At 29.9% G+C, this 20,595-nt stretch carries 19 protein-coding genes; 2 read left to right on the forward strand and 17 right to left on the reverse strand.

Annotated elements, in window-relative coordinates:
• Window positions 1–126 precede the first annotated feature (126 nt).
• The 4 genes from ACK2WO_RS10745 to ACK2WO_RS10760 all read right to left on the reverse strand — a co-directional run bounded on the left by ACK2WO_RS10745 (window position 127) and on the right by ACK2WO_RS10760 (window position 4,673).
• A complete protein-coding gene (locus ACK2WO_RS10745) occupies window positions 127–2,016 on the reverse strand; it encodes an IS1096 element passenger TnpR family protein (protein ID WP_414697835.1) in 1,890 nt (629 codons plus the stop codon).
• 108 nt (window positions 2,017–2,124) lie between these two features.
• Window positions 2,125–3,111: a diaminopimelate dehydrogenase gene (locus ACK2WO_RS10750; protein ID WP_414697836.1), complete on the reverse strand. Its 987-nt coding sequence runs from the start codon at window positions 3,109–3,111 to the stop codon at window positions 2,125–2,127.
• Window positions 3,112–3,316: 205 nt separating this feature from the next.
• Window positions 3,317–3,961 carry a vWA domain-containing protein gene (locus ACK2WO_RS10755; RefSeq protein WP_414697837.1) on the reverse strand — a complete coding sequence of 215 codons (645 nt, stop codon included), beginning with the start codon at window positions 3,959–3,961 and terminating at the stop codon, window positions 3,317–3,319.
• A gap of 154 nt (window positions 3,962–4,115) precedes the next feature.
• On the reverse strand, window positions 4,116–4,673 hold the full coding sequence (locus ACK2WO_RS10760) for a hypothetical protein (RefSeq protein WP_414697838.1): 558 nt from the start codon (window positions 4,671–4,673) through the stop codon (window positions 4,116–4,118).
• A 182-nt stretch (window positions 4,674–4,855) separates the two neighbouring features.
• Here ACK2WO_RS10760 and ACK2WO_RS10765 point away from each other — a divergent pair, with 182 nt between their 5' ends.
• A complete protein-coding gene (locus ACK2WO_RS10765; RefSeq protein WP_414697839.1) occupies window positions 4,856–5,041 on the forward strand; it encodes a hypothetical protein in 186 nt (61 codons plus the stop codon).
• 328 nt (window positions 5,042–5,369) lie between these two features.
• On the opposite strand, the gene ppdK is transcribed toward ACK2WO_RS10765, so the two are convergent.
• The 3 genes from ppdK to ACK2WO_RS10780 form a co-directional block, all read right to left on the reverse strand.
• Entirely contained in the window at window positions 5,370–7,997 is a 2,628-nt protein-coding gene (ppdK, locus tag ACK2WO_RS10770; RefSeq protein ID WP_414697840.1) for a pyruvate, phosphate dikinase, read from the reverse strand.
• A gap of 130 nt (window positions 7,998–8,127) precedes the next feature.
• Window positions 8,128–8,973, reverse strand: a complete 846-nt coding sequence (locus ACK2WO_RS10775) for a pyruvate, phosphate dikinase/phosphoenolpyruvate synthase regulator (RefSeq protein ID WP_178412234.1) — start codon at window positions 8,971–8,973, stop codon at window positions 8,128–8,130.
• A gap of 5 nt (window positions 8,974–8,978) precedes the next feature.
• Entirely contained in the window at window positions 8,979–9,617 is a 639-nt protein-coding gene (locus tag ACK2WO_RS10780; RefSeq protein WP_178412233.1) for a CBS domain-containing protein, read from the reverse strand.
• 583 nt (window positions 9,618–10,200) lie between these two features.
• Here ACK2WO_RS10780 and ACK2WO_RS10785 point away from each other — a divergent pair.
• Complete coding sequence (locus ACK2WO_RS10785) at window positions 10,201–10,635, forward strand: C-GCAxxG-C-C family protein (RefSeq protein ID WP_414697841.1); 435 nt, start codon at window positions 10,201–10,203, stop codon at window positions 10,633–10,635.
• Between the two features lie 93 nt (window positions 10,636–10,728).
• On the opposite strand, the gene arsS is transcribed toward ACK2WO_RS10785, so the two are convergent.
• The 10 genes from arsS to ACK2WO_RS10835 form a co-directional block, all read right to left on the reverse strand.
• Window positions 10,729–11,706 (reverse strand): arsenosugar biosynthesis radical SAM (seleno)protein ArsS, encoded by a 978-nt coding sequence (arsS, locus tag ACK2WO_RS10790; RefSeq protein ID WP_414697842.1) that lies wholly within the window; start codon window positions 11,704–11,706, stop codon window positions 10,729–10,731.
• Between the two features lie 19 nt (window positions 11,707–11,725).
• On the reverse strand, window positions 11,726–12,064 hold the full coding sequence (locus tag ACK2WO_RS10795; RefSeq protein ID WP_118549811.1) for an arsenosugar biosynthesis-associated peroxidase-like protein: 339 nt from the start codon (window positions 12,062–12,064) through the stop codon (window positions 11,726–11,728).
• A 99-nt stretch (window positions 12,065–12,163) separates the two neighbouring features.
• Entirely contained in the window at window positions 12,164–13,171 is a 1,008-nt protein-coding gene (locus ACK2WO_RS10800) for a heterodisulfide reductase-related iron-sulfur binding cluster (RefSeq protein WP_414697843.1), read from the reverse strand.
• A gap of 102 nt (window positions 13,172–13,273) precedes the next feature.
• Window positions 13,274–13,972, reverse strand: a complete 699-nt coding sequence (locus ACK2WO_RS10805; RefSeq protein ID WP_414697844.1) for a TIGR04283 family arsenosugar biosynthesis glycosyltransferase — start codon at window positions 13,970–13,972, stop codon at window positions 13,274–13,276.
• 48 nt (window positions 13,973–14,020) lie between these two features.
• Window positions 14,021–14,704 (reverse strand): TVP38/TMEM64 family protein, encoded by a 684-nt coding sequence (locus ACK2WO_RS10810; RefSeq protein WP_414697845.1) that lies wholly within the window; start codon window positions 14,702–14,704, stop codon window positions 14,021–14,023.
• A gap of 106 nt (window positions 14,705–14,810) precedes the next feature.
• Window positions 14,811–15,824 (reverse strand): phosphotransferase family protein, encoded by a 1,014-nt coding sequence (locus ACK2WO_RS10815; protein ID WP_414697846.1) that lies wholly within the window; start codon window positions 15,822–15,824, stop codon window positions 14,811–14,813.
• Window positions 15,818–16,504 carry a TIGR04282 family arsenosugar biosynthesis glycosyltransferase gene (locus tag ACK2WO_RS10820; RefSeq protein ID WP_414697847.1) on the reverse strand — a complete coding sequence of 229 codons (687 nt, stop codon included), beginning with the start codon at window positions 16,502–16,504 and terminating at the stop codon, window positions 15,818–15,820. The genes ACK2WO_RS10815 and ACK2WO_RS10820 overlap by 7 nt, the downstream gene beginning before the upstream one ends.
• 365 nt (window positions 16,505–16,869) lie before the next feature.
• Entirely contained in the window at window positions 16,870–18,939 is a 2,070-nt protein-coding gene (gene glyS, locus ACK2WO_RS10825; protein WP_414697848.1) for a glycine--tRNA ligase subunit beta, read from the reverse strand.
• Complete coding sequence (glyQ, locus tag ACK2WO_RS10830) at window positions 18,939–19,820, reverse strand: glycine--tRNA ligase subunit alpha (RefSeq protein ID WP_118549820.1); 882 nt, start codon at window positions 19,818–19,820, stop codon at window positions 18,939–18,941. Before glyQ ends, glyS begins: the two co-directional genes overlap by 1 nt.
• 139 nt (window positions 19,821–19,959) lie before the next feature.
• Window positions 19,960–20,589 (reverse strand): DUF4342 domain-containing protein, encoded by a 630-nt coding sequence (locus tag ACK2WO_RS10835; RefSeq protein ID WP_178412143.1) that lies wholly within the window; start codon window positions 20,587–20,589, stop codon window positions 19,960–19,962.
• Window positions 20,590–20,595 lie beyond the last annotated feature (6 nt).

Below are 20,595 nucleotides of genomic sequence, written 5' to 3' on the forward strand. Positions count from 1 at the left end.
AATAAATACATAACAAATAATAATACATTATAATATTATCATTCATTTTTTCTTAATATATTCATAAACCTCAAATATAAAAAGCACAGAAAACTATACTACAGTATAATCTTCTGTGCTAATCTTTTACATCTTATCTATAGATAACTCTTTTTTTAATTTCAACTTAATTCCAGATATCCTACAAATTTCTCTAAGTGCAACCTCTAAAATAGCATTTGAAACATGTACTTCTTTTGGTCTTTTAGAAAATATCTGATGAATAAATTCATCTGCTATTGACTTAATTATATTATCAGATGGACTCATATATATTTCATTCTCTATTTTTTTATTATTTCCAAATACAAAAGCTATAGAAATTGTATATTCATTATAAGTTCTATCATAATAAAGCTCATTTGGAACAAATATTTTCAATTCTAGAATTCCTTTGTGTTCGTTTATACCTTCTAAGAGCATTATATCCTTTTTATCTTCTATCTTTATTTCTTCAAATACATAATCCTCTATTAAAAGTGGTTTAAACCTAGATTCACCTATACTTCCATCTTCTTTCAATTCAACATAAAATATTTCATCTAAAAGAAGAGAAAACTTTTTATCAGATTTTTCATATACTTCTAGAGCTCTTTCTAAAATTTTAAAGTTTTCAATAGTAGAAGCTACTTCTTCTTTATTTAATGCCATAAAATCGAATCCTGGTTCATCTTTTACAAAGTTTAACCAATTTCCTCTTCCTCTATATTTATAACCTAATTCTTTTATAATTTTTCTTTGAGTTTCTTTTAAATCCTCTCTATCATCCCAATAACAAGCTATTTTATTCTGTGAATATATTACATAATCTAATGGTATATTTAATTTTTTATATTCATATTCTCCAAGAAGTGAACTAAAGGCTTCTTCTCCTTCAAACACTTCTATTCCTTTCACCATTTCCATAAATCCTCTTATTCTATAATATAATACATCTTCAGAGAATTCCCTTTTAACAGCTATTATATGATTGGTCATTATATTTTCCCAAGGTTTTAATTGACCTATTCTTGTAGCAATTTCATAAAGTTCACGCCATTGTTCTATTGTCGCTTTTTCATAATTTCTCTTTTTGGGTGTAATATTGCTCCAAACATACTCTAATAATATTTGTTTATAACGTCTACCTTTAGCATCTACCTTATATTCATTTTTTTCAGATTCTACAAATTCATATTTAGATAATTCTTCATTAGAAACTTTTTTAATTTTATTTGCATCATCTACTACATCTGGCTCAAACTGATCTGGATAAATAGTGCTTCCTTCATATGCACAAACTCCCATTCTAGGAGAATTACAAATTGGTAGTGCATATTCTGGAGCATCCTCTTCATTTTCTAAACATTCATCACACCAAAATATATTATTATCAAATGATAGACCTTCTGGCATTATCCATTTTGCTTTGTTTTTTCTGCAATTTTGACATATAAATTGAGGAGGATTATTTCTTGATAAAATTTCTATATCATTATCTAACTTTTTCCCTCTAACTCTACGTCTATCTACTTTCAAAATTAATTCTGTAGTAGAACCATAGTCATATTCATATTTAAAATTTTGACCTACTTCAAGAACATCTTTTAATTTATAATCCATACTTTTTACTTGTCTTCTTCCCAAAATACTTGCTAGAAAATCATCTTCACTACAAAATTCATCATTAGGAACAATTTCGTAATTTATATTTTCTACTATGAATGAACTCAAATGACCACAACATTCAACCCAAATATCTCTGATAAAGCTATCCAATTCTCTTAAAGTTGCTTTTTCATTTATTTCTATGATTATCCAATAATCTTTATCATATTTGTCTGAAATAGATATTTGAAAATACCCCTGCTTACTTCTTTTATTTTCTTCTTTAAAACTTTCTTCTCTTTTTTTACAAGTGTCTAAATGACGCAACATACAACCCTTAGTGTATTCTTTTCCACAATACTTACAAAATCCTTTACTTTTTTCAGACATAAAATCATCCTCTTTTCCTTTTTTTAATTTGACGTCTTATCCGAATTTTATCATATTTCAAAAAAAGTGTGTAGCCATAAAACCGACTACACACTCTAAATTCTATAATTATAACATTTTTGCTCTTAATTCTTCATTTGATAATGGATGTAAATAACTTGGAGCTACATCAAATGGAGTTTTGCATCCTTTCATACCTTCCTGATTCATACGGTATGCTGCTCTAGCATAAGCAACTAACACACTTGAAGTGAATTCTGGGTTAGAATCAAGCTGTAAGCTGTATTCTATAACGTGTTTGTTTTCATTTTCCCATCCAGTTTTACCACTGTATATTACAAATCCACCATGAGGTATTCCACCGTGTTCTCTCTGAAGTGTTTCTTCATCTATGAAATGTACAGTTGTATCGTATTCATCGAAGTAGTTAGGCATTGTAACTATTTCTTCTCTGATTTTATCTAAATCTGCACCTTCTTCTGCTACAGCAAATACTTCTCTTGTATGTTTCTGGCGAGTAGTTAGTGTTGGATTAGATCCACTTCTAACTGCATCTAATGCTTCTGGTACAGGTATTGTGTACTGTCTAGCATCTTTTACTCCTTCAACACGTCTTACCGCATCACTGTGTCCCTGGCTAACACCTTTTCCCCAGAATGTATATGCTTCTCCTTCTGGTAATATTGCACTAGCGTAAACACGATTTAATGAGAACATTCCTGGATCCCATCCAGTAGATATAACTGCTATTTTATTTGATTCTTTACATTCTGCATCAACTGCTGCAAAATGTTCTGGTATTCTTGCATGTGTATCAAAACTATCAACTACATTGAAGTATTTAGCAAATTCTTTAGTCTGTTCTGGTAAATCTTTTGCACTTCCTCCGCATAATACCATAACATCTATATCATCTTTCATATTTACTGCATCTTCCATTTTATATACAGGAATATTTGCATCATGTGGATGTATGCTGCTTGGATCTCTTCTTGAGAATATTCCTACTATTTCCATATCTTTTGTTTTACTTACGGCTGATTCTACACCTTTTCCAAGGTTTCCATAACCAACTATTCCAACTCTTATCATCATCAAAACCTCCATTGTTTATAAATATAGTATAATAATATCACTAATTCTTTTTATTTGTATATATATTTTTTTAAAAATTTTGAAACTATTATGAGCAAATTTTTCAATTTTTTCGCAAATACTTAATACCCTTCAACTTCTTCTTTCAAACATACAAAAATACAACTAATATTTTTAACTAGTTGTCTTTTTAATCTATAATTATTTATTTTCTATCTTTTAAATCTTTTTCAATATTTCTTTTCCAATCACCGCCTAATTTTTCATCGCAACATCTCATCATTTTAACAGCATCAGAAACTGCCTCATAGTTTAATTCTATTCCTTCTTCATCACAACAAAACTCAACTGCATAATCTTCTTCAATTCCAAGATTTTTAGCCTCACCTATTGCATCTATATTTGCTCCTAAGAAAAGAAACTCCCAATTGCTTTCTTCTTTAGCTCTTTCAATCAATCTTTTAACATCATGATATCTGTATTTTTCACTGGCATTTTCAAGTCCATCTGTCATAATGACGAAAACAGTTTTTTCAGGAATATCTTCTTTTCTTGCATATTTGTGAATATTTCTTATATGTTTTATTGAATCTCCAACGGCATCCAAAAGTGCTGTACAACTCATACAAACATACTCTTCCTCTGTAAGTTCTTTAACTTTATTTATATCAACTCTATCCAAAACCACATCTTGATTATCATTAAAAAATACAACAGATATAAGAGCATCTCCTTCTTCTTTTTTCTGCTTCTTTATAAGTGAATTAAATCCACCTATTGTATCACTCTCTAATCCACTCATAGATCCTGATTTATCAATTATAAATACTAGTTCAGTCAAATTTTTCATACCATCATCTCCCATTTATATTTTTTTCTCTATATTCTCAGTATAGAGTATTTAAAAATACAAATGGTCGCACAATAGGTGACAATTAAAAATTAATCTATATATTATAATTCTAACAAGATATTCCATAAATATAATAAGGTATTCTTTAAATCTAACATCCTATTAAATTTTCTCCAAAATCATACAAAATATCATTTACTTCTAATACATCATATATTTTATTTTCTATACAATACTCAATTATAATATCAAATCTGCTACTATGTGTTAACTTATATCCAGCCTTACCAATAAAATCATCTGTTTCATCCAAATCTAATTCAAAAGCTAAGGCAAATGCAATTGCAGTTATTTTGCTAGGCCTATAATCTGGATTATTCTTTATCTTTGAAAAATGTTTTCTATCAATATTAGCCTTCCTATAAACATCTGCTGCCTTAAGACTTCTTTTTTCTATAATAGAAACGAGCTCCTCAGAAAAAGACTTCTCTAACTGTTGCTCCAAATCATACTCAGATATTTTTCTTCTACGCTTTATAAAATCTGGCATCTCACAAATTTCTGAATCATCATCAATTTGTAAACACTTATCCTCTAATGGCAAAGAACATATACTAGCATCATTAAATAATATCTTTTGATCTATATACCTATCTTTTATATATCCATTAATCTCATTAAAAAGTTTATTACTTATTCTTTCATTCATATAATCACCTTCAAGCTAAATAAAATCATTACTAATTACATTTTATATCTAATAATAAAAATAATCAAAATTTTTATTATATAAAGAGGATTCTTTGATAAAAATATAGAATTTCTTATTAAAACTTAAAACATATTTAATGAGTAAAATGTAAATTAAAATACTCAAAGGAGTGATATACTATGCTAAACAAAAGAATATCTCCAAAAGAAACATATAATCCAATATTATCACCTTGGAACAGAATAAAAGACGACGATGAAGAATTTGATGATGAAGAATTCGACGACGAATACTATGACGAATTCAACGACGATGAAGATTTCTTTGAAGATGAGGACGATAACTTCGATTACTTTGATGACTAAAACTAAACAAATATTTAAAATGCTATCATCTAAAATATGGTAGTATTTTTTATTTTTAATATAATCATCTAAATAATTATTACACTATTCACTAATAAATTTAATACCAAATAAAAAAATAGTTATTAGCCTAGGCTAATAACTTTAAAAAAGGCTACTAAGCATCGCTTAGTAGCCTCATCATTATTTACTCTTGTAATAAATCGAGGATGTTATACCATTTCGACAATCTGCAGAACATTTTTTCTTATTTTGTTAGCTTGAAAAGCTAACATTTAAATCAGAAAAATGTTCGAAGCCTGGAGAAAGGTATAATTCCGAGATTTTTTTAGTATCTTGGATTTTTTATAGAAGCCTGTGCAGCTGCAAGTCTTGCTATTGGAACTCTGTATGGAGAGCAAGATACATAGTTTAATCCTGTATTGTAGCAGAATTCAACTGAAGATGGTTCTCCACCATGTTCACCACATATACCAAGTTTTAATTCTGGTTTAACGCTTCTACCTAATTTAGCACCCATCTGAACAAGTTTTCCTATACCTTTCTGGTCTAGTACCTGGAATGGATCTTTTTCTAATATTTCTTTATCTACGTATTCACCTAAGAATTTACCTGCGTCATCTCTTGAATATCCGAATCCCATCTGAGTAAGGTCGTTAGTACCGAAACTGAAGAAGTCTGCAACTTCTGCTATTTCATCAGCAGTTAAGCAAGCTCTTGGTATTTCTATCATTGTACCTACAGTGTAGTCAACTTTAACACCTTTTTCTTCCATAACTTTTTCAGCTGTTTCTTCTATCATTCCTCTTATAAGTTTTAATTCGTTTACTTCACCTACTAGTGGAACCATTATTTCTGGATGAACTTCTACACCTTTGTTTATTGCTTCTATAGCACCTTCTATTATAGCTCTAGCCTGCATTACGCATATTTCTGGGTAAGTAACAGCAAGTCTACAACCTCTGTGTCCTAGCATTGGGTTGAATTCTTCAAGGTCAACTATTCTCTTTCTTATTTCTGCTGCATCTATTCCCATACTTTCTGCAAGTTCAGCTATTGTTTCATCATCCTGTGGTAAGAATTCATGTAGAGGTGGATCAAGAAGTCTTATATTAACCGGTTTACCTTCCATAACTTCAAATATTTCTAAGAAGTCCTGTCTCTGCATTGGAAGTATTTTTGCTAGAGCTTTTTCTCTCTGTTCAACATCTTTAGAAAGTATCATTTCTCTAACTGCTGGTATTCTATCTTCTTCAAAGAACATGTGCTCAGTTCTACATAATCCTATACCTTCAGCACCAAATTCTACTGCTGCTTTAGCATCTCTTGGGTTATCTGCATTTGTTCTAACCATCATCTGTTTAGTTTCATCAACCCAGTTCATTAATTTTTCGAAGTTTCCTGTAACTTCTACTGGAGACTGTTTAACTTCTCCTAAGTATACTTTACCAGTTGAACCGTCTATTGATAAGAAGTCTCCTTCTTTTATAGTAAGTTCTCCTGCTCTTATTTCTTTAGCTGCTTCGTCAACTTTTATTTCGCCACAACCAGCTACACAACATTTACCCATACCTCTGGCAACAACTGCTGCATGAGATGTCATACCACCTCTAGCTGTTAATATACCTTCAGCTTTTACCATACCTTCTATATCTTCTGGAGAAGTTTCCTGTCTAACAAGAAGAACTTTTTCTCCACCTTCAACTGCAGCAACAACATCATCAGCATTGAAGTAAACTTTACCACAAGCTGCACCTGGAGATGCTGGAAGACCTTTAGCTAATACAGTAGCTTCTTTTAAAGCTTTATCTTCAAATGTTGGATGTAATAACTGGTCTAACTGGTTAGGTTCAACTCTCATTATAGCTTCTTTTTTATCTATTATTCCTGCTTCAACTAAATCAACAGCAACATTTATAGCAGCTTTAGCTGTTCTCTTACCATTTCTAGTCTGAAGTATGAATAATTTTTCATTTTCTATAGTAAATTCTATATCCTGCATATCTTTGTAATGGTTTTCAAGTATCTGAGTTACTTTTACGAACTGATCGTATATTTCTGGCATTACATTCTGAAGAGTAGATATATCCTGTGGAGTTCTTATACCTGCAACAACGTCTTCACCCTGTGCATTTATTAAGTATTCACCGAATAATTTGTTTTCTCCAGTAGCTGGGTTTCTTGTGAAAGCAACACCTGTACCACTTGTTTCACCCATGTTACCGAATACCATTGACTGTATATTTACCGCTGTACCAAGTTTGTGAGATATATCGTTTAATTTACGATATACTATAGCTCTTGGGTTGTTCCAAGATCTGAACACTGCTTCTATAGCAAGCATTAACTGTTCTTTTGGATCCTGTGGGAAGTCAGTTTTAACTTCTTTTTTGTATATAGCTTTAAATTCTTCAACTATACCTTTTAAATCTTCAGTAGTTAAATCTGTATCGAATTTATATCCTTTTTCTTCTTTAACTCTGTCTAATACATTTTCAAATTTATATTTTGGAACTTCCATAGCAACATCTGAGAACATCTGTATGAATCTTCTGTAACTATCATAAGCAAATCTTTCATTCTGAGTTGCATCTGCTAATCCTAATACACTGTTGTCATTTAATCCAAGATTTAATATAGTATCCATCATACCTGGCATTGAGAATACAGCACCTGAACGAACTGATACTAATAAAGGATTTTTAGTGCATCCTAATTTTTTACCCTGTAATTCTTCTAATTCTGCAAGATGTTTTTCTATTTCTGCTACGATTTCTGCTCTTATAGTTTTTTCATTATCGTAGTAATCATTACAAGCATCTGTAGTTATTGTAAATCCCTGAGGAACTGGTAATCCTATTTTAGTCATTTCTGCTAAATTGGCTCCTTTACCTCCTAGTAAAGATTTCATTTCTTTACTACCTTCGCTAAAACTATAAACATACTTAGTTTCCATTTTTTAACCCCCATTAAATTTAAAAATTTATAACCTTAAACTTTTGATATTATATTTATTTAAAGTGGTCGCCGTTAAACGACCACTGTTTAACATTTTTATACACTATATAACTTTTTAGAGATTTAATCTATATCTCTCCATCTTTGAATATGCTTAACCCATTTTCTTTCATTATATCTAGGATTATTCCAGCTGTTTCTTCTATAGCCTTATTAGCTACATTTATAACCGGACATCCAAGTCTTTTGAATACGTTTTCCGAATAATCAAGTTCGTCTAGTATTCTTTCAAAATTAGCGTAGTTTGCTTTACTTGAAAGTCCTAACGCTTTTAATCTTTCAGTTCTGATTTCGTTTAATTTTTCAGGTGAATTAGTAAGTCCTATGATTTTTTTAGTGCTTACTTCAGATAATTCTTTTGGAATCGGAACTTCTGGAACTAAAGGAACATTTGCTACTTTTATATGCTTGTTAGCTAGATACATGCTAAGTGGAGTTTTAGATGTTCTTGATATACCAACAAGAACTAAATCTGCTTTAAGAACTCCTCTTGGATCTTTACCATCATCATATTTAACTGCAAACTCGATAGCATCTATTCTCTTGAAGTATGATTCATCAAGTTTTCTTATTATTCCTGGTTCTCTTTTTGGTTTTTTCTCTAAACGACTACTTATTTTTTTAAGCATGTCTGACATAAGGTCTATTGAGCTGATTCCTTCTCTTTCTGAGAATTCTGTTATAATCTCACACATTTCATCTTCAACTAATGTGTAAACTACTATAGCATTTTCTTTTTTAGCATTTTCTAATATATCTAAAAGCATTCCCTTTTCTGTTACAAAAGGAAATCTTTTTATCTCGTATGGATCACGACCGTAGAACTGTGACATAGCCGCTTTTATCATATTTCTAGCTGTTTCTCCAATCGAATCAGATATTGCATATATCATCAACTTATTATCCACTGACATTCCTCCTAACTATCTACCATTTCTAAAAATAATTTGGTTATATTTGTTTTAGATATTCTTCCTACAACTCTTATTTTTGATTCATTTTCCTTATCTCTTTCTACTACTGGAACTGAATCAACTTCATGTTCTATTATTTTTTTAGCTGCTGTAGTTATTGAATCATCTTTATTCAATGTTACTATGTTAGGCATTCTAGTCATTATCATACCAATAGGCATCTTATTTATATCTGCACCGCCTATTGTCGCCTTTAGTAGGTCTTTTCTTGAAACAACACCACATAGGTTTTCTTCATCATCGATTATAACTATACTTCCTACATCTGATAAGAACATAGTTACAATTGTGTCGTATATGCTAGAATCTTTTTTTACTAGTACTGGCATACTCATAACACTTTCAACTTTTCTCTCTTTTATATTACTTCCTATAAGATTGATTTCATTTACTCCCGAGTAGAAATATCCAACTTTAGGTCTTGCGTCAAGTATTCCTGTCATAGTTAATATGGCAAGATCTGATCTAAGTGTAGCACGAGTGACATTTAAACTTGCGGCAATTCTTTCACTTGTTATAGGTTCATGTTCCTTAACTATATCTATTATCTTTAACTGCCTATCATTAAGCTGAATTTTAATCACCTTCCTCCATTGTGCTATACTTTATTTCCTAGCACGCTTATATTGTATATTATATAACCTTATGTACCATTCTGTAAATAGAAAAATTATATTTTAATCATATTTATCGTACATTATTTATATTTTATACGATATTTATGACATATTAATATATTTTTTATTACAGCTTTCAGTATATCAGCTCATCTTATTTATAATTATAACTCATATTTAATGTATTATAAATAGTATATTATAAATTTCCATTTTTATTTTTTTATATTATTTAATAAATAATTTTTTTTGAATAATTTTTATTAATTCTCTTTATTTTTTAATACTATACTTTTTTATACCATATGTATAAAAAATACATACAATCACTTCTAACTAAAGATAATATATATTATTTGATTTCATTTTTATTTAGTATGTTTTATTTATATTAGTGTCCAATATTTTTTATAAAAATATGTTATACAAATAATAGTTTAATATAGTTTTTTTCTATAATAAAATATTTTGCATTACTTTTTATTTATAATTTTTTATTTTATTGACTCATTGCTTTTTTTTCTATATTCTTTTAATGAGGTGATAATTTATGATAACAACAAATGAAGTTGCAGAATTATTTGGACAGGGATTTGACTGTTCACAGGTAATAGTTTCTTATTTTGCAGAAGACTTAGGAATTGATGACAAAACAGCAAAAAAAATGTCTGCTTGCTTTGGTGCAGGTATGTTCGCTGGTGAAACATGTGGAGCTTATGTAGCTGCACTAATGGTAATAGGTTTAAAATACGGTCATTATGAACCAAATACCCCTGATGTAAAAAATCAGAGCATAGGTAAATTAATGGAATTTAAACAGAAATTCGCAGAAAAACATAATTCTTGTGTATGTAAAAATTTACTTGATGGACTAAATCCATCTGTACCAGAAGATATGAACGTATTATTAGAAAGTGGAAAAATGATGTCTTTCTGTCCACAGTTAGTAGTAGACATAATCGAAGTACTAGAAGAAATCTTATAATATCGTAAAATTTCATTATAATTTTAAAAATGGCTGTTACAATAATCTATCGTAACAGCCTATTTTATTATTTTTTATTATCAGATTATATTATTATTCAGTTGTGCATCCACCACAGCTTGATCCTTCTCCAGCGCAACAAGCATAGCAGTGTTTTCCAGTTATTATATTTCTTACTTCTATTCCATCTTTACATAAATCGAATATATTTTTATTTCCTTCTATTTCAAGTCCTTCAGCCTGATTGAAGTCACAATCATAAACTTTTCCATCCCAGCCTACTGATATCTGATCTCTACACATCATATTTTCTACAGCACTTTCATTGAAGCTTCCCTCTAACTTACACATATATGGTACTAAGTTTCCACTTCTTTCAAGGAATGCACCGAATCTTCCTATTGGATTGTTTATTATATTGAATACAGAATTAAATACTATTCCATAGTCCGCAAATAATTTTGATTTATACTGTTTTGTTAAACTTTCCTGTGATGGTGGGAAGAATGCTCCTCCTGGATTGTAAACTAAGTTTAATACTAAGTCTTTATCTTTTCCATATCCAAGTTCATTTAATCTCTGAAGTCCAGATATTACTTTTTTGAATACACCTTTACCTCTCTGTCTATCACAATCTTTTTCTGAGTAGTATGGTAAAGATGCAACTACTTCTATTTTGTTTTCAGCAAATTTTTCTGGAAGATGAGTGTATCCTTCTTCCTGAAGTATTACTATGTTACTTCTAACTATTACTCTGTCAACTAATTTTGCTGATTCTTCCATAAACCATTCAAAGTTAGGGTTCATTTCTGGTGCACCACCAGTTATATCTATTGTATTAAATGAAGGATTATTTTTAACTAATTCTAGGCAAGCTTCCATTACCTCTTTTGACATTATTTCTTTTCCATTTGGTCCAGCTTCAACATGGCAGTGTTTACAAGCTAGATTACATAGAGTTCCTACATTTACCTGTAAAGTCGATAATTTTTCATTAGTTTTTAACCATTCTTTATGCTCTACCTTTTCAGCAAATGGTGTTATACATTCAAGATTTTCTAATCTATTCATAATAAAATTCCCCCCTATTTTATAATTCTAATTTATTTGCATTATTTTTCATCTGAACACCGAAAGCTAGAGTTGCTCCACCACTTATAGCCGCTGCAACATGAAGAGCTTCTGTCATCTGTTCCTGATTTGCTCCACTTTCTAAACATCCAGTAGTGTATGCATCTATACAGTATGGACATTTTACAGCATGAGCAACTGCTAATGCTATTAAAGATTTTTCTCTCTTAGTTAATGCTCCATCTTCAAAAACTGATCCATAGTAGCTCATGAATTTATTCCATAAATCTGGAGCATCCTCACCTATTATACCTGAACCAAATTTCATTAAGTCTTCTTTTTCAAAATAACAATCCATTTTTCAATTCCTCCAATTCTTATTTATATATAAAATCAGTATTTTGTATAAAATATCAGTATATTCTAAATTCAAAATACGATTTTTATCAACTAAAATTTATCTCTTAAATTTAAACTTCATTCTATTTGTTAGACTCTTAAATCCCTTTTCTGGCTTCTCATCTATTTCAAGAATTTCGTTTAATATATGTGATACATTTTCTGCTCCACCACGTCTAAAATTACCAGCACACGATGCACAGTAAACATAAAAGTCATCTCCACCTTTTTCTATTGCATCACTTGTAAATCCTTGAGATAATTCTTTTTCTTTTGCAGAGGCACATCCTCCAAGTCCACAACACTGAGCTTTTATTATTTCTATTTTTTTATTTTCTTCTTCATTATTATCTGGCAAGAATTTTTCTATATCTTTAAATATAAATCTAGCTTCTTTATCCGGACATGGCATAAATATCTTCATATCTTTGTCTAATTTTTTGCCTAGGTTTAACTCATCAAGTTTTTTATAAATACTAACAACCTTTGCATCTATTTTATTTCTTAAAAAATAATAGCAATTTGGACAAAGCATTACCACCTCTTCTACTTCTCTTTTTTTCAATTCATTGTTGATATTTTCTATTATTTTTTCAGCCTCTTTTTTTAAACCTAGCTCAGATACGGGTTTACCACAACAATCGTAAACTGTATCTATTCCATATTCTTTTAAAATCTCTGATATTTTACTTGTAGCTCCAGGATAAAATGATGGAAAATTGCATCCTGTAAATAGAACAACTTTGCTATTTGCTGATTTATAATTTTTAAATTTGTAATTTATTTTTTCTTTTAACAACATTGAGTATCCATCTTCTGCTATTTTATCTCCGTTCTTTTCAACAGAATCTTCTCTCATCATTATTGCTATCTTTCTTCCATCTATATCTTCTGGACAAACTCTCTCGCAATCTCCACATAAAAAGCAGTTATATGCTAAATCTGGTCTTTTAGAAAAATCTGCTAAATTTAAATCATATTTCTCTAAAAAACTGCAATTTTTTGTACATAAATCACACTCAATACAATTTGCCACTTCATTTTGAAGTTTTTCCTGTATTTCCATATTATTCACATCCAATTTTTAATTATTTTAATCATTCAAAATATCACTCATACTCTTTCTAATTATTTTAATCACTCAAAATCTTTATATTTATATTTATATTTATTTATACATAGATGCGATTTTCTCTATATCTTCTCCATCTCGATACATTTTTTGAAGAATTTGCATCCTGTACATGGTCTTTAATTTTCCATTTTTTTCAAATCTTATACCTGAAGTTGTTATATACGAATCTATTTGCTCTACTGGATATTTTTCTTTCATGTCGATAGATAACTGATAGTCTTCCATAAGAGGTATACTTCTGTAACCTCCATTTTCAAAAAACACATTTCTATCTATAAACATTCCCTGGTCTCCAAATGCTATTTTTCTATGTTTAACTCTAAAATTAGACATAAATCCACATATTTTCATTAGAATTCCCTTACTGTCAAATTTTAACTTTGCACATCCAAATTTAATACCTTTATTTACTGCTGCTTCTATCTTTTCTAAAATATCAGATTCTATTTTACTATCACAGTGTAAGAAAAATAGCGTATCTCCTATAGATGCCTTTGCCCCATTATTCATCTGATTTGCTCTACCTTTTTCAGATTTTATTAGCTTATAATTAGACTTATCTTTTATTCTCTCTTCAATAATCTGACAAGTCTTATCTTTACATCCACCCTCAGAAAAGATAACCTCAAAATTTCCATTTAGCCTTTCTAAATTATCTATCAAATTTTCGATATTTTTTTCTTCATTGTATATCGGAACTATGATAGAAATATAGTCTTTTTTTACATCCATTTCATTTAATTCCTTATTTTTAATCTTTGCTCTATATTCAATTAATATTTACTCTATTTTTTTCTTTTCATCGTTCTTTGCAGGCATTATTTTTTTAGCTAATAATAAAGAAACTACTGTTAATATCACTAAAAGTACTATTGCAATCATAAAATTAGGATTACTCATATCTAATGCTTTATCTCCTATATTTATAAACACTAGTGTTCCTGGGAATATTCCCACAATAGTAGCTATTATATAGCTTTTAAAACTCATCCCACTCAGACCTGCACCGTAGTTTATTACATTGTACGGAACTGCTGGAATTAGTCTAAGTACAAATATTATAAAGAAAGATTTTTTACCATCTGCCTCTATAAATGCCTGCCACATACTAGGAGATAATTTGTTCTTTAAAAAGTTTAGTATCATCTCTCTAGCCAATACTTTTGCCATAATAAACATTACTGCACTGTTCATCCAAGCACCTATTAATGTATAAATTGTACCTTTAAACATTCCAAATACAACTCCTGCTGCAACAGCAAGTATCGGAACTGGGAAAAATGCTATTGGAAGTATTGTAAATGCTAAAATATACGCAATCGGTGCAAATACTCCCCATCCTTCTATATATGTTCTAAGGTCTTCAACAGATATTCCACTTAAATATTTTTTATATATAAATACACATAATAAAAGTAGTACAACTATTGAAGCCTGTTTTATTCTTTTATTTACCTGTATCAATAAATCTACTCCTTTCAAATACTCACTTATTTTTTTACTAATCTATATTTTTATTTTATTCATCTTTTATTTTTTTAATATTTTATATTATTTTAGACATTTTATATTATCTAAAATATGTTTTTTCTATATTCTCTAGGAACTCATCCTCAAGATATGCTTTTATCTTATTATAAGTAAATTCATTTTTTATTGCTCTATCTGGTTCTTGATATTCAACCCATGCCATAGAGCACCAAGTTGTACCTCTTAAACACGTCATTTTTAGATATATATCCAATTTTTCTTCAACTTTTGATGTATCTATTCTAGCAGCTATAGCTTTTTTATATTCTTTCACAAATTCATCTATTTCTTCTCTTGTAAGAATTGTATCTGTTTTCCAAAATGTCGTAGTTGGAGCTAGGAAATGTCCTAAATCCTGCTCTATCTCTCCAAGTATAGGTTTTTCCCAATCTATAAGATAATTTTTAAACCCTTCTTTTTCATCTCCATTTATTAAGAAATTACCAGAGTTTAATTCTGTATTTATTATTCTATACTCTCTACATTCATATTCTCCTTCAAGAGATTTTTCTGCATTTGCGATTAATCTTTTTATAGTTTCTTTTGTTTTCTCATTGCCTAACTCTGAATTTATATATACAGATGCCATATTCTTACACTCATCAAGCATTGCATATAATGGATTTTGGGGAACTACAAAAGTATTTTCACTTGGCACTTCTACAGAATGTATATCGGCTAATATATGAGCTGCCTTTTTTAAATCTTTTTCATATACTAATGGCTTTCCCGGTAAGTACTCCATAACGAGTACACCATAGTCCAATTTACTTTTACTGTCATCTAAATAGTATACATGAGGTGTTCTTCCTGATTTTTCAAGTATCTTAAGTGCATTATATTCATATCCTATCTGATTTTCTAAATCCATCTGGCTCTTTGTGTTAAATCTTATTACTCTTTTAGTACCATCTTCTAAACTAAATAAATAGTTTATATTATATTCGCCCCGTCCTAATAACTCAGATTCAAGCTTATAATCTTCACTTACTCCAAAAAATTCTTTAAATTCTTTTCTATTTATATAACTGTCTACTATATTTTTATCTAACATAATTCATCTAGCCTTTCCTTAATTACTTCATCTATATATTTTTTAGTATTAGGACACTCATATTCATCACTTTCTATTCTCTCATATAAAAGTTTTAAATCCTCTTTTGTATCTATATCAACATATAAGTCTGAAAGTCCTACTGTAAGCCCAGATTTTTCTGCAGCTAATATTGTATTTTCAATGACCTTACCGCTTCCATAATGCTGATTATTAAATATTGCATCCGTAGCCTTTTTCATGCCTACCATATAGTATCCGTCATCTGCTGTTGGAGCTAGAACTATATCTTTTTCTTTTAAAATTTCAAATCCCTTTTCTAAGCTAGATATAGTAATCTCTGGAATATCTGCTCCAGTCAGTATGCAACTTTCATATCCTTTTGATAATACATAGTTTATAGCATTAAACATCTTAGCACCTAAATCTTCGCCGCTCTGTATATCTTTTTCAGCATATCCTTCAAAGTGCTTTTCTATATAATTATCTAAATCATCTGGTGTGTGAAATATAAATATATCTCTTCCTGTATTTTTAAATGTATTGAATATATCTTTTAAAAATGCTGAGTGTAATTCAGCACATTCTTCTCCCGATAAAAAAGGCATCAATCTCGTTTTTGTATGACCTGCTATCGGAATTCTACTAAATAGTATTAATGCTTCTTTTGTTTCTTTCATTATTTATCCTCTTTTTCCGTTTTCATTTATAAGCTAAATGCCTAATTGTATATTTAAAGTATACTCTATATTTTTTTACAAAACAAATATTATAGATATTTAAATTACTTTAATTATTTCTATATATTTTTTCTATAGTATTATAAATTTTTCTTTTATAACGCAATAAAAATAGCTGCAATTATTTACAGCTATTTCTATTATATACTATTTATATTTCTTTTCATTATAGATTTTTCTTAACATATATATCATGATTGTTAATGCAAATAATCTTATCTAAAAAAGAAGCCCTTAGCTTCTAACATTAACTAAATAACTCTATTAAAACTAAGCGCTTCTTCACATTTTATTAATTTTAAAATTTATTTGTATTCTATTTTGTTAAGATCACATATAGTTAGCATTGTATCTGATATGTTCTTTAACATATTTAATCTGTTGTTTCTAACATTATCATCTTTATCCATTACCATTACATTGTCAAACATATTATCAACTGCTGGTTTTAATGTAGCAAATGAATCAAGTGCTTTTCCGTAATCTTTGTTAGCAAGATGTACTTTAACTTCTTCTTTAACTGATTTGAATGCTTCATATAATTCTTTTTCTGGAGCTTCAACTAATAAAGCTTCATCAACATTTATACCTTCTGCTTTTTCAGCTAAAGTAGAAACTCTGTTAAATGCAGTAAGCATTTCAACTAATTCATCTTTATTTATCCATTCGTTAAGTTCTAATGCTCTATGATGCATATCTGCTATATCATTTATATCAGCATTTAATATTGCTTCAACAACATCGTATCTTATTCCCATATCTTTGAATAAGTTTTTAATTCTTTCTGAGCAGAAGTCTAACATCTGACCAACTACTTCTTCTTTGTTGAATTCTAATTCTGTGTAGTTATCTAATGCAGCTTCAGATATTTCTTTTATATCTATAGTTATTTTGTTTTCCATTAGTATATTTAATATACCTAGAGCCTGTCTTCTTAGAGCAAATGGGTCCTGAGATCCTGTTGGCTGTATACCTATTGCAAAGAAACCAGCTATTGAGTCTAGTTTATCTGCTATAGATACTACTGAACCTTCTAATGAAGCTGGAACTTCTGCACCAGCTGCTATTGGCATATAGTGTTCATATATAGCCTGTGATACTGCTGGATTCTCTCCTTCAAGTTTAGAGTATTCCATACCCATATATCCCTGAAGTTCATCAAATTCGAATACCATATTTGTAACAAGGTCAGCCTTACAAAGTTCAGCTGCTCTTACTATATCAGCTTTTTTATCTGCACATCCTAAAGAATCTGCTATTACAGCTGAAAGTTTTGTTATTCTTTCTGATTTATCGTATATTGTTCCTAATTTTTCCTGGAATACAACAGTTTTTAATTTTTCTTTATAAGATTCTAAGTTTTTCTTAGTATCTTCTCTGTAGAAGAATAATGCATCTGCTAGTCTAGCTTCAAGAACTTTTTCATTACCAGCTTTTACATTTTCTATACCGAAGCTGTCACCATTTCTAACGGCTATAAAGTTTGGAAGAAGATTTCCATTAGCATCTTCTACTGGGAAATATCTCTGATGATCCTGCATTGGAGTTATTACAACTCTCTTAGGAAGTTTTAAATATTCTTTATCGAATTCTCCGTAGAATGCAGTTGGATATTCAACTATGCAAGTTACTTCATCTAATAGGTCTGGATCCATTATTACTTTACCACCTAAAGATTCAGCTACTTTGTTAGCCTGTTCAACTATCATAGCTTTTCTTTCTGCCTGATCAAGTATTACATAGTTTTCTCTTAATTTAGCTTTGTAATCTTCTACTGAATTTACAACTATTTCTTTAGATCCTAAGAATCTATGTCCTTTAGTTACATTAGAAGCTACTATTCCTTCAAGGTCTACTGGAAGTACTTCATCATTAAGAAGTGCTACTAACCATCTTATAGGTCTAACAAATCTTATATCTTTTCCTGCCCAATGCATTGCTTTAGGGAATACTACTGATTTTACAGCTAGTGGAAGTATTTCTTTTAATACTTCTGCTGTTTCAGCACCATTTTCTCTTATTGTAGCGAATAAATATTCATCTTTTCCTACTTCTTTAAAGTATATATCTTCTGGATTTAATCCTTTACTTCTCATGAATCCCTGAGCTGGTTTAGTAAAGTTACCATCAGCATCTAATGATATTTTTTTAGAAGGTCCTTTTACTTCTTCTTCTAAATCTTCTTGTCTTTCTGCTAATCCATTTATTATGAAAGTTAATCTTCTTGGAGTTGCGAAAGTTTCTATATCGTCAAATTTAACTCTTTTTTCATTAAGCATTTTTGCAGTACTTTCTTTTATCTGTTTTAAAGTACTAGCAACGAATCTTGATGGCATTTCTTCAACGCCTACTTCAAATAAAAGGTAGTTATTCATTATTTGTCACCATCCTTTTTTAATAGAGGGAATCCCATTTCTTCTCTCTGTTTTATATATGTTTCGGCTACTACTTTTGCCATATTTCTTACTCTACCTATAAATGCAGCTCTCTGACTTACACCAATTGCTCCTCTTGCATCAAGAGTATTGAAAGTATGAGAACATTTTAATACGTAATCATAAGAAGGTATAACAAGGCCTTTATCCATTAATTTTAATGCTTCTTTTTCGTATTCATCGAATAAGTGGAATAATAATTCTGCATTACATTCATCAAATGAGTAAACAGAGTTTTCATATTCCTGTTTCTGGAATACATCGCCGTAAGTTAATTCATCATTCCATTTTAAGTCGTATACACTATCTACATCCTGTATGTACATAGCTATTCTTTCAAGACCGTAAGTTATCTCTCCTGTTTCTAATTCACATTCCTGATTACCTACCTGCTGGAAATATGTAAACTGAGTGATTTCCATTCCATCAAGCCAAACTTCCCAGCCTAGCCCCCAAGCACCTACAGTAGCTCCTTCCCAGTTATCTTCAACAAATCTTATATCGTGTTCTAATGGGTTTATACCTATTTCTTTTAAACTATCTAAATATAAGTCCTGTATATCATCTGGTGATGGTTTTAATATAACCTGGAACTGATGATGCTGATATAATCTGTTTGGGTTTTCTCCGTATCTACCATCTGCTGGTCTTCTTGATGGTTCAACGTAGCATACTTTCCATGGTTCTGGACCAAGTGATCTTAAGAAAGTATTTGGATTCATTGTTCCTGCACCTTTTTCAACATCATAAGGCTGTGTAATGATACATCCTTGCTTAGACCAATATCTCTGTAAAGCAAGAATCATCTCCTGAAAATTCATAAAAATCCCTCCTAAATATTATAGCCTTCCGTTTACACGAAAGGCTACTTTGCAATACTTTATATGTTTTAAATACCAATTACCTTATAATCGATATTAAATAAACTTTATCAGTAAAAACTAATCTTTTTTAAATCTGCTATTCAGCATTTTCGTCTTTTTCACATTCATTTATTAAATCATCTGTTATATCTTTATCGTCTGTATCTTCTTTTTTCTTTACAACTGTTTCTTTTAAATCCTTAGCTGTATTAACAAACATATCTTTTAATACTATTGCTTTTTCTTCATTAAGTTCTCCTAAATCAACAGTTTCTCCATCTGCTTCATTCTGTATTTTTATTCTATATTTAGATAATACAGCAGCTGATAGTCCAAGAATTGTAAGAAGAGGCATCATAGCTATTCCTATTACACCAACTGTAAATGGAATATTCATTATTATTTTGCCTTCTTTTTCAACGACTACTCTTACTCTGTTACTTTTAGCAAATAATTCTTTTAACTGAGCTTTAAGCTCTTCTACATCTTTGCCTATTTTTTCTTCTGTGCTTTTTCTAACTTCCTCAGCGTCTTCTTTACTTTTTTCAAAGAAATCTTCAACTTTTTTCTTTGCTTTTATTGCTCCTGAATTTTCTTCAAGGTAGATTATAGCCTCTAGGATATCTCCATCAGAATGAACAAGTGCCTCTTTTACTTCTTTGTAACTAGCTGATGGCACTCTTTCCATTACTTTATCCACCATTTCAATTGTTATACTGCTCATAATATCAGC

The organism is Peptacetobacter sp. AB845 (assembly GCF_047528295.1).
Lineage (GTDB): Bacteria > Bacillota > Clostridia > Peptostreptococcales > Peptostreptococcaceae > Peptacetobacter.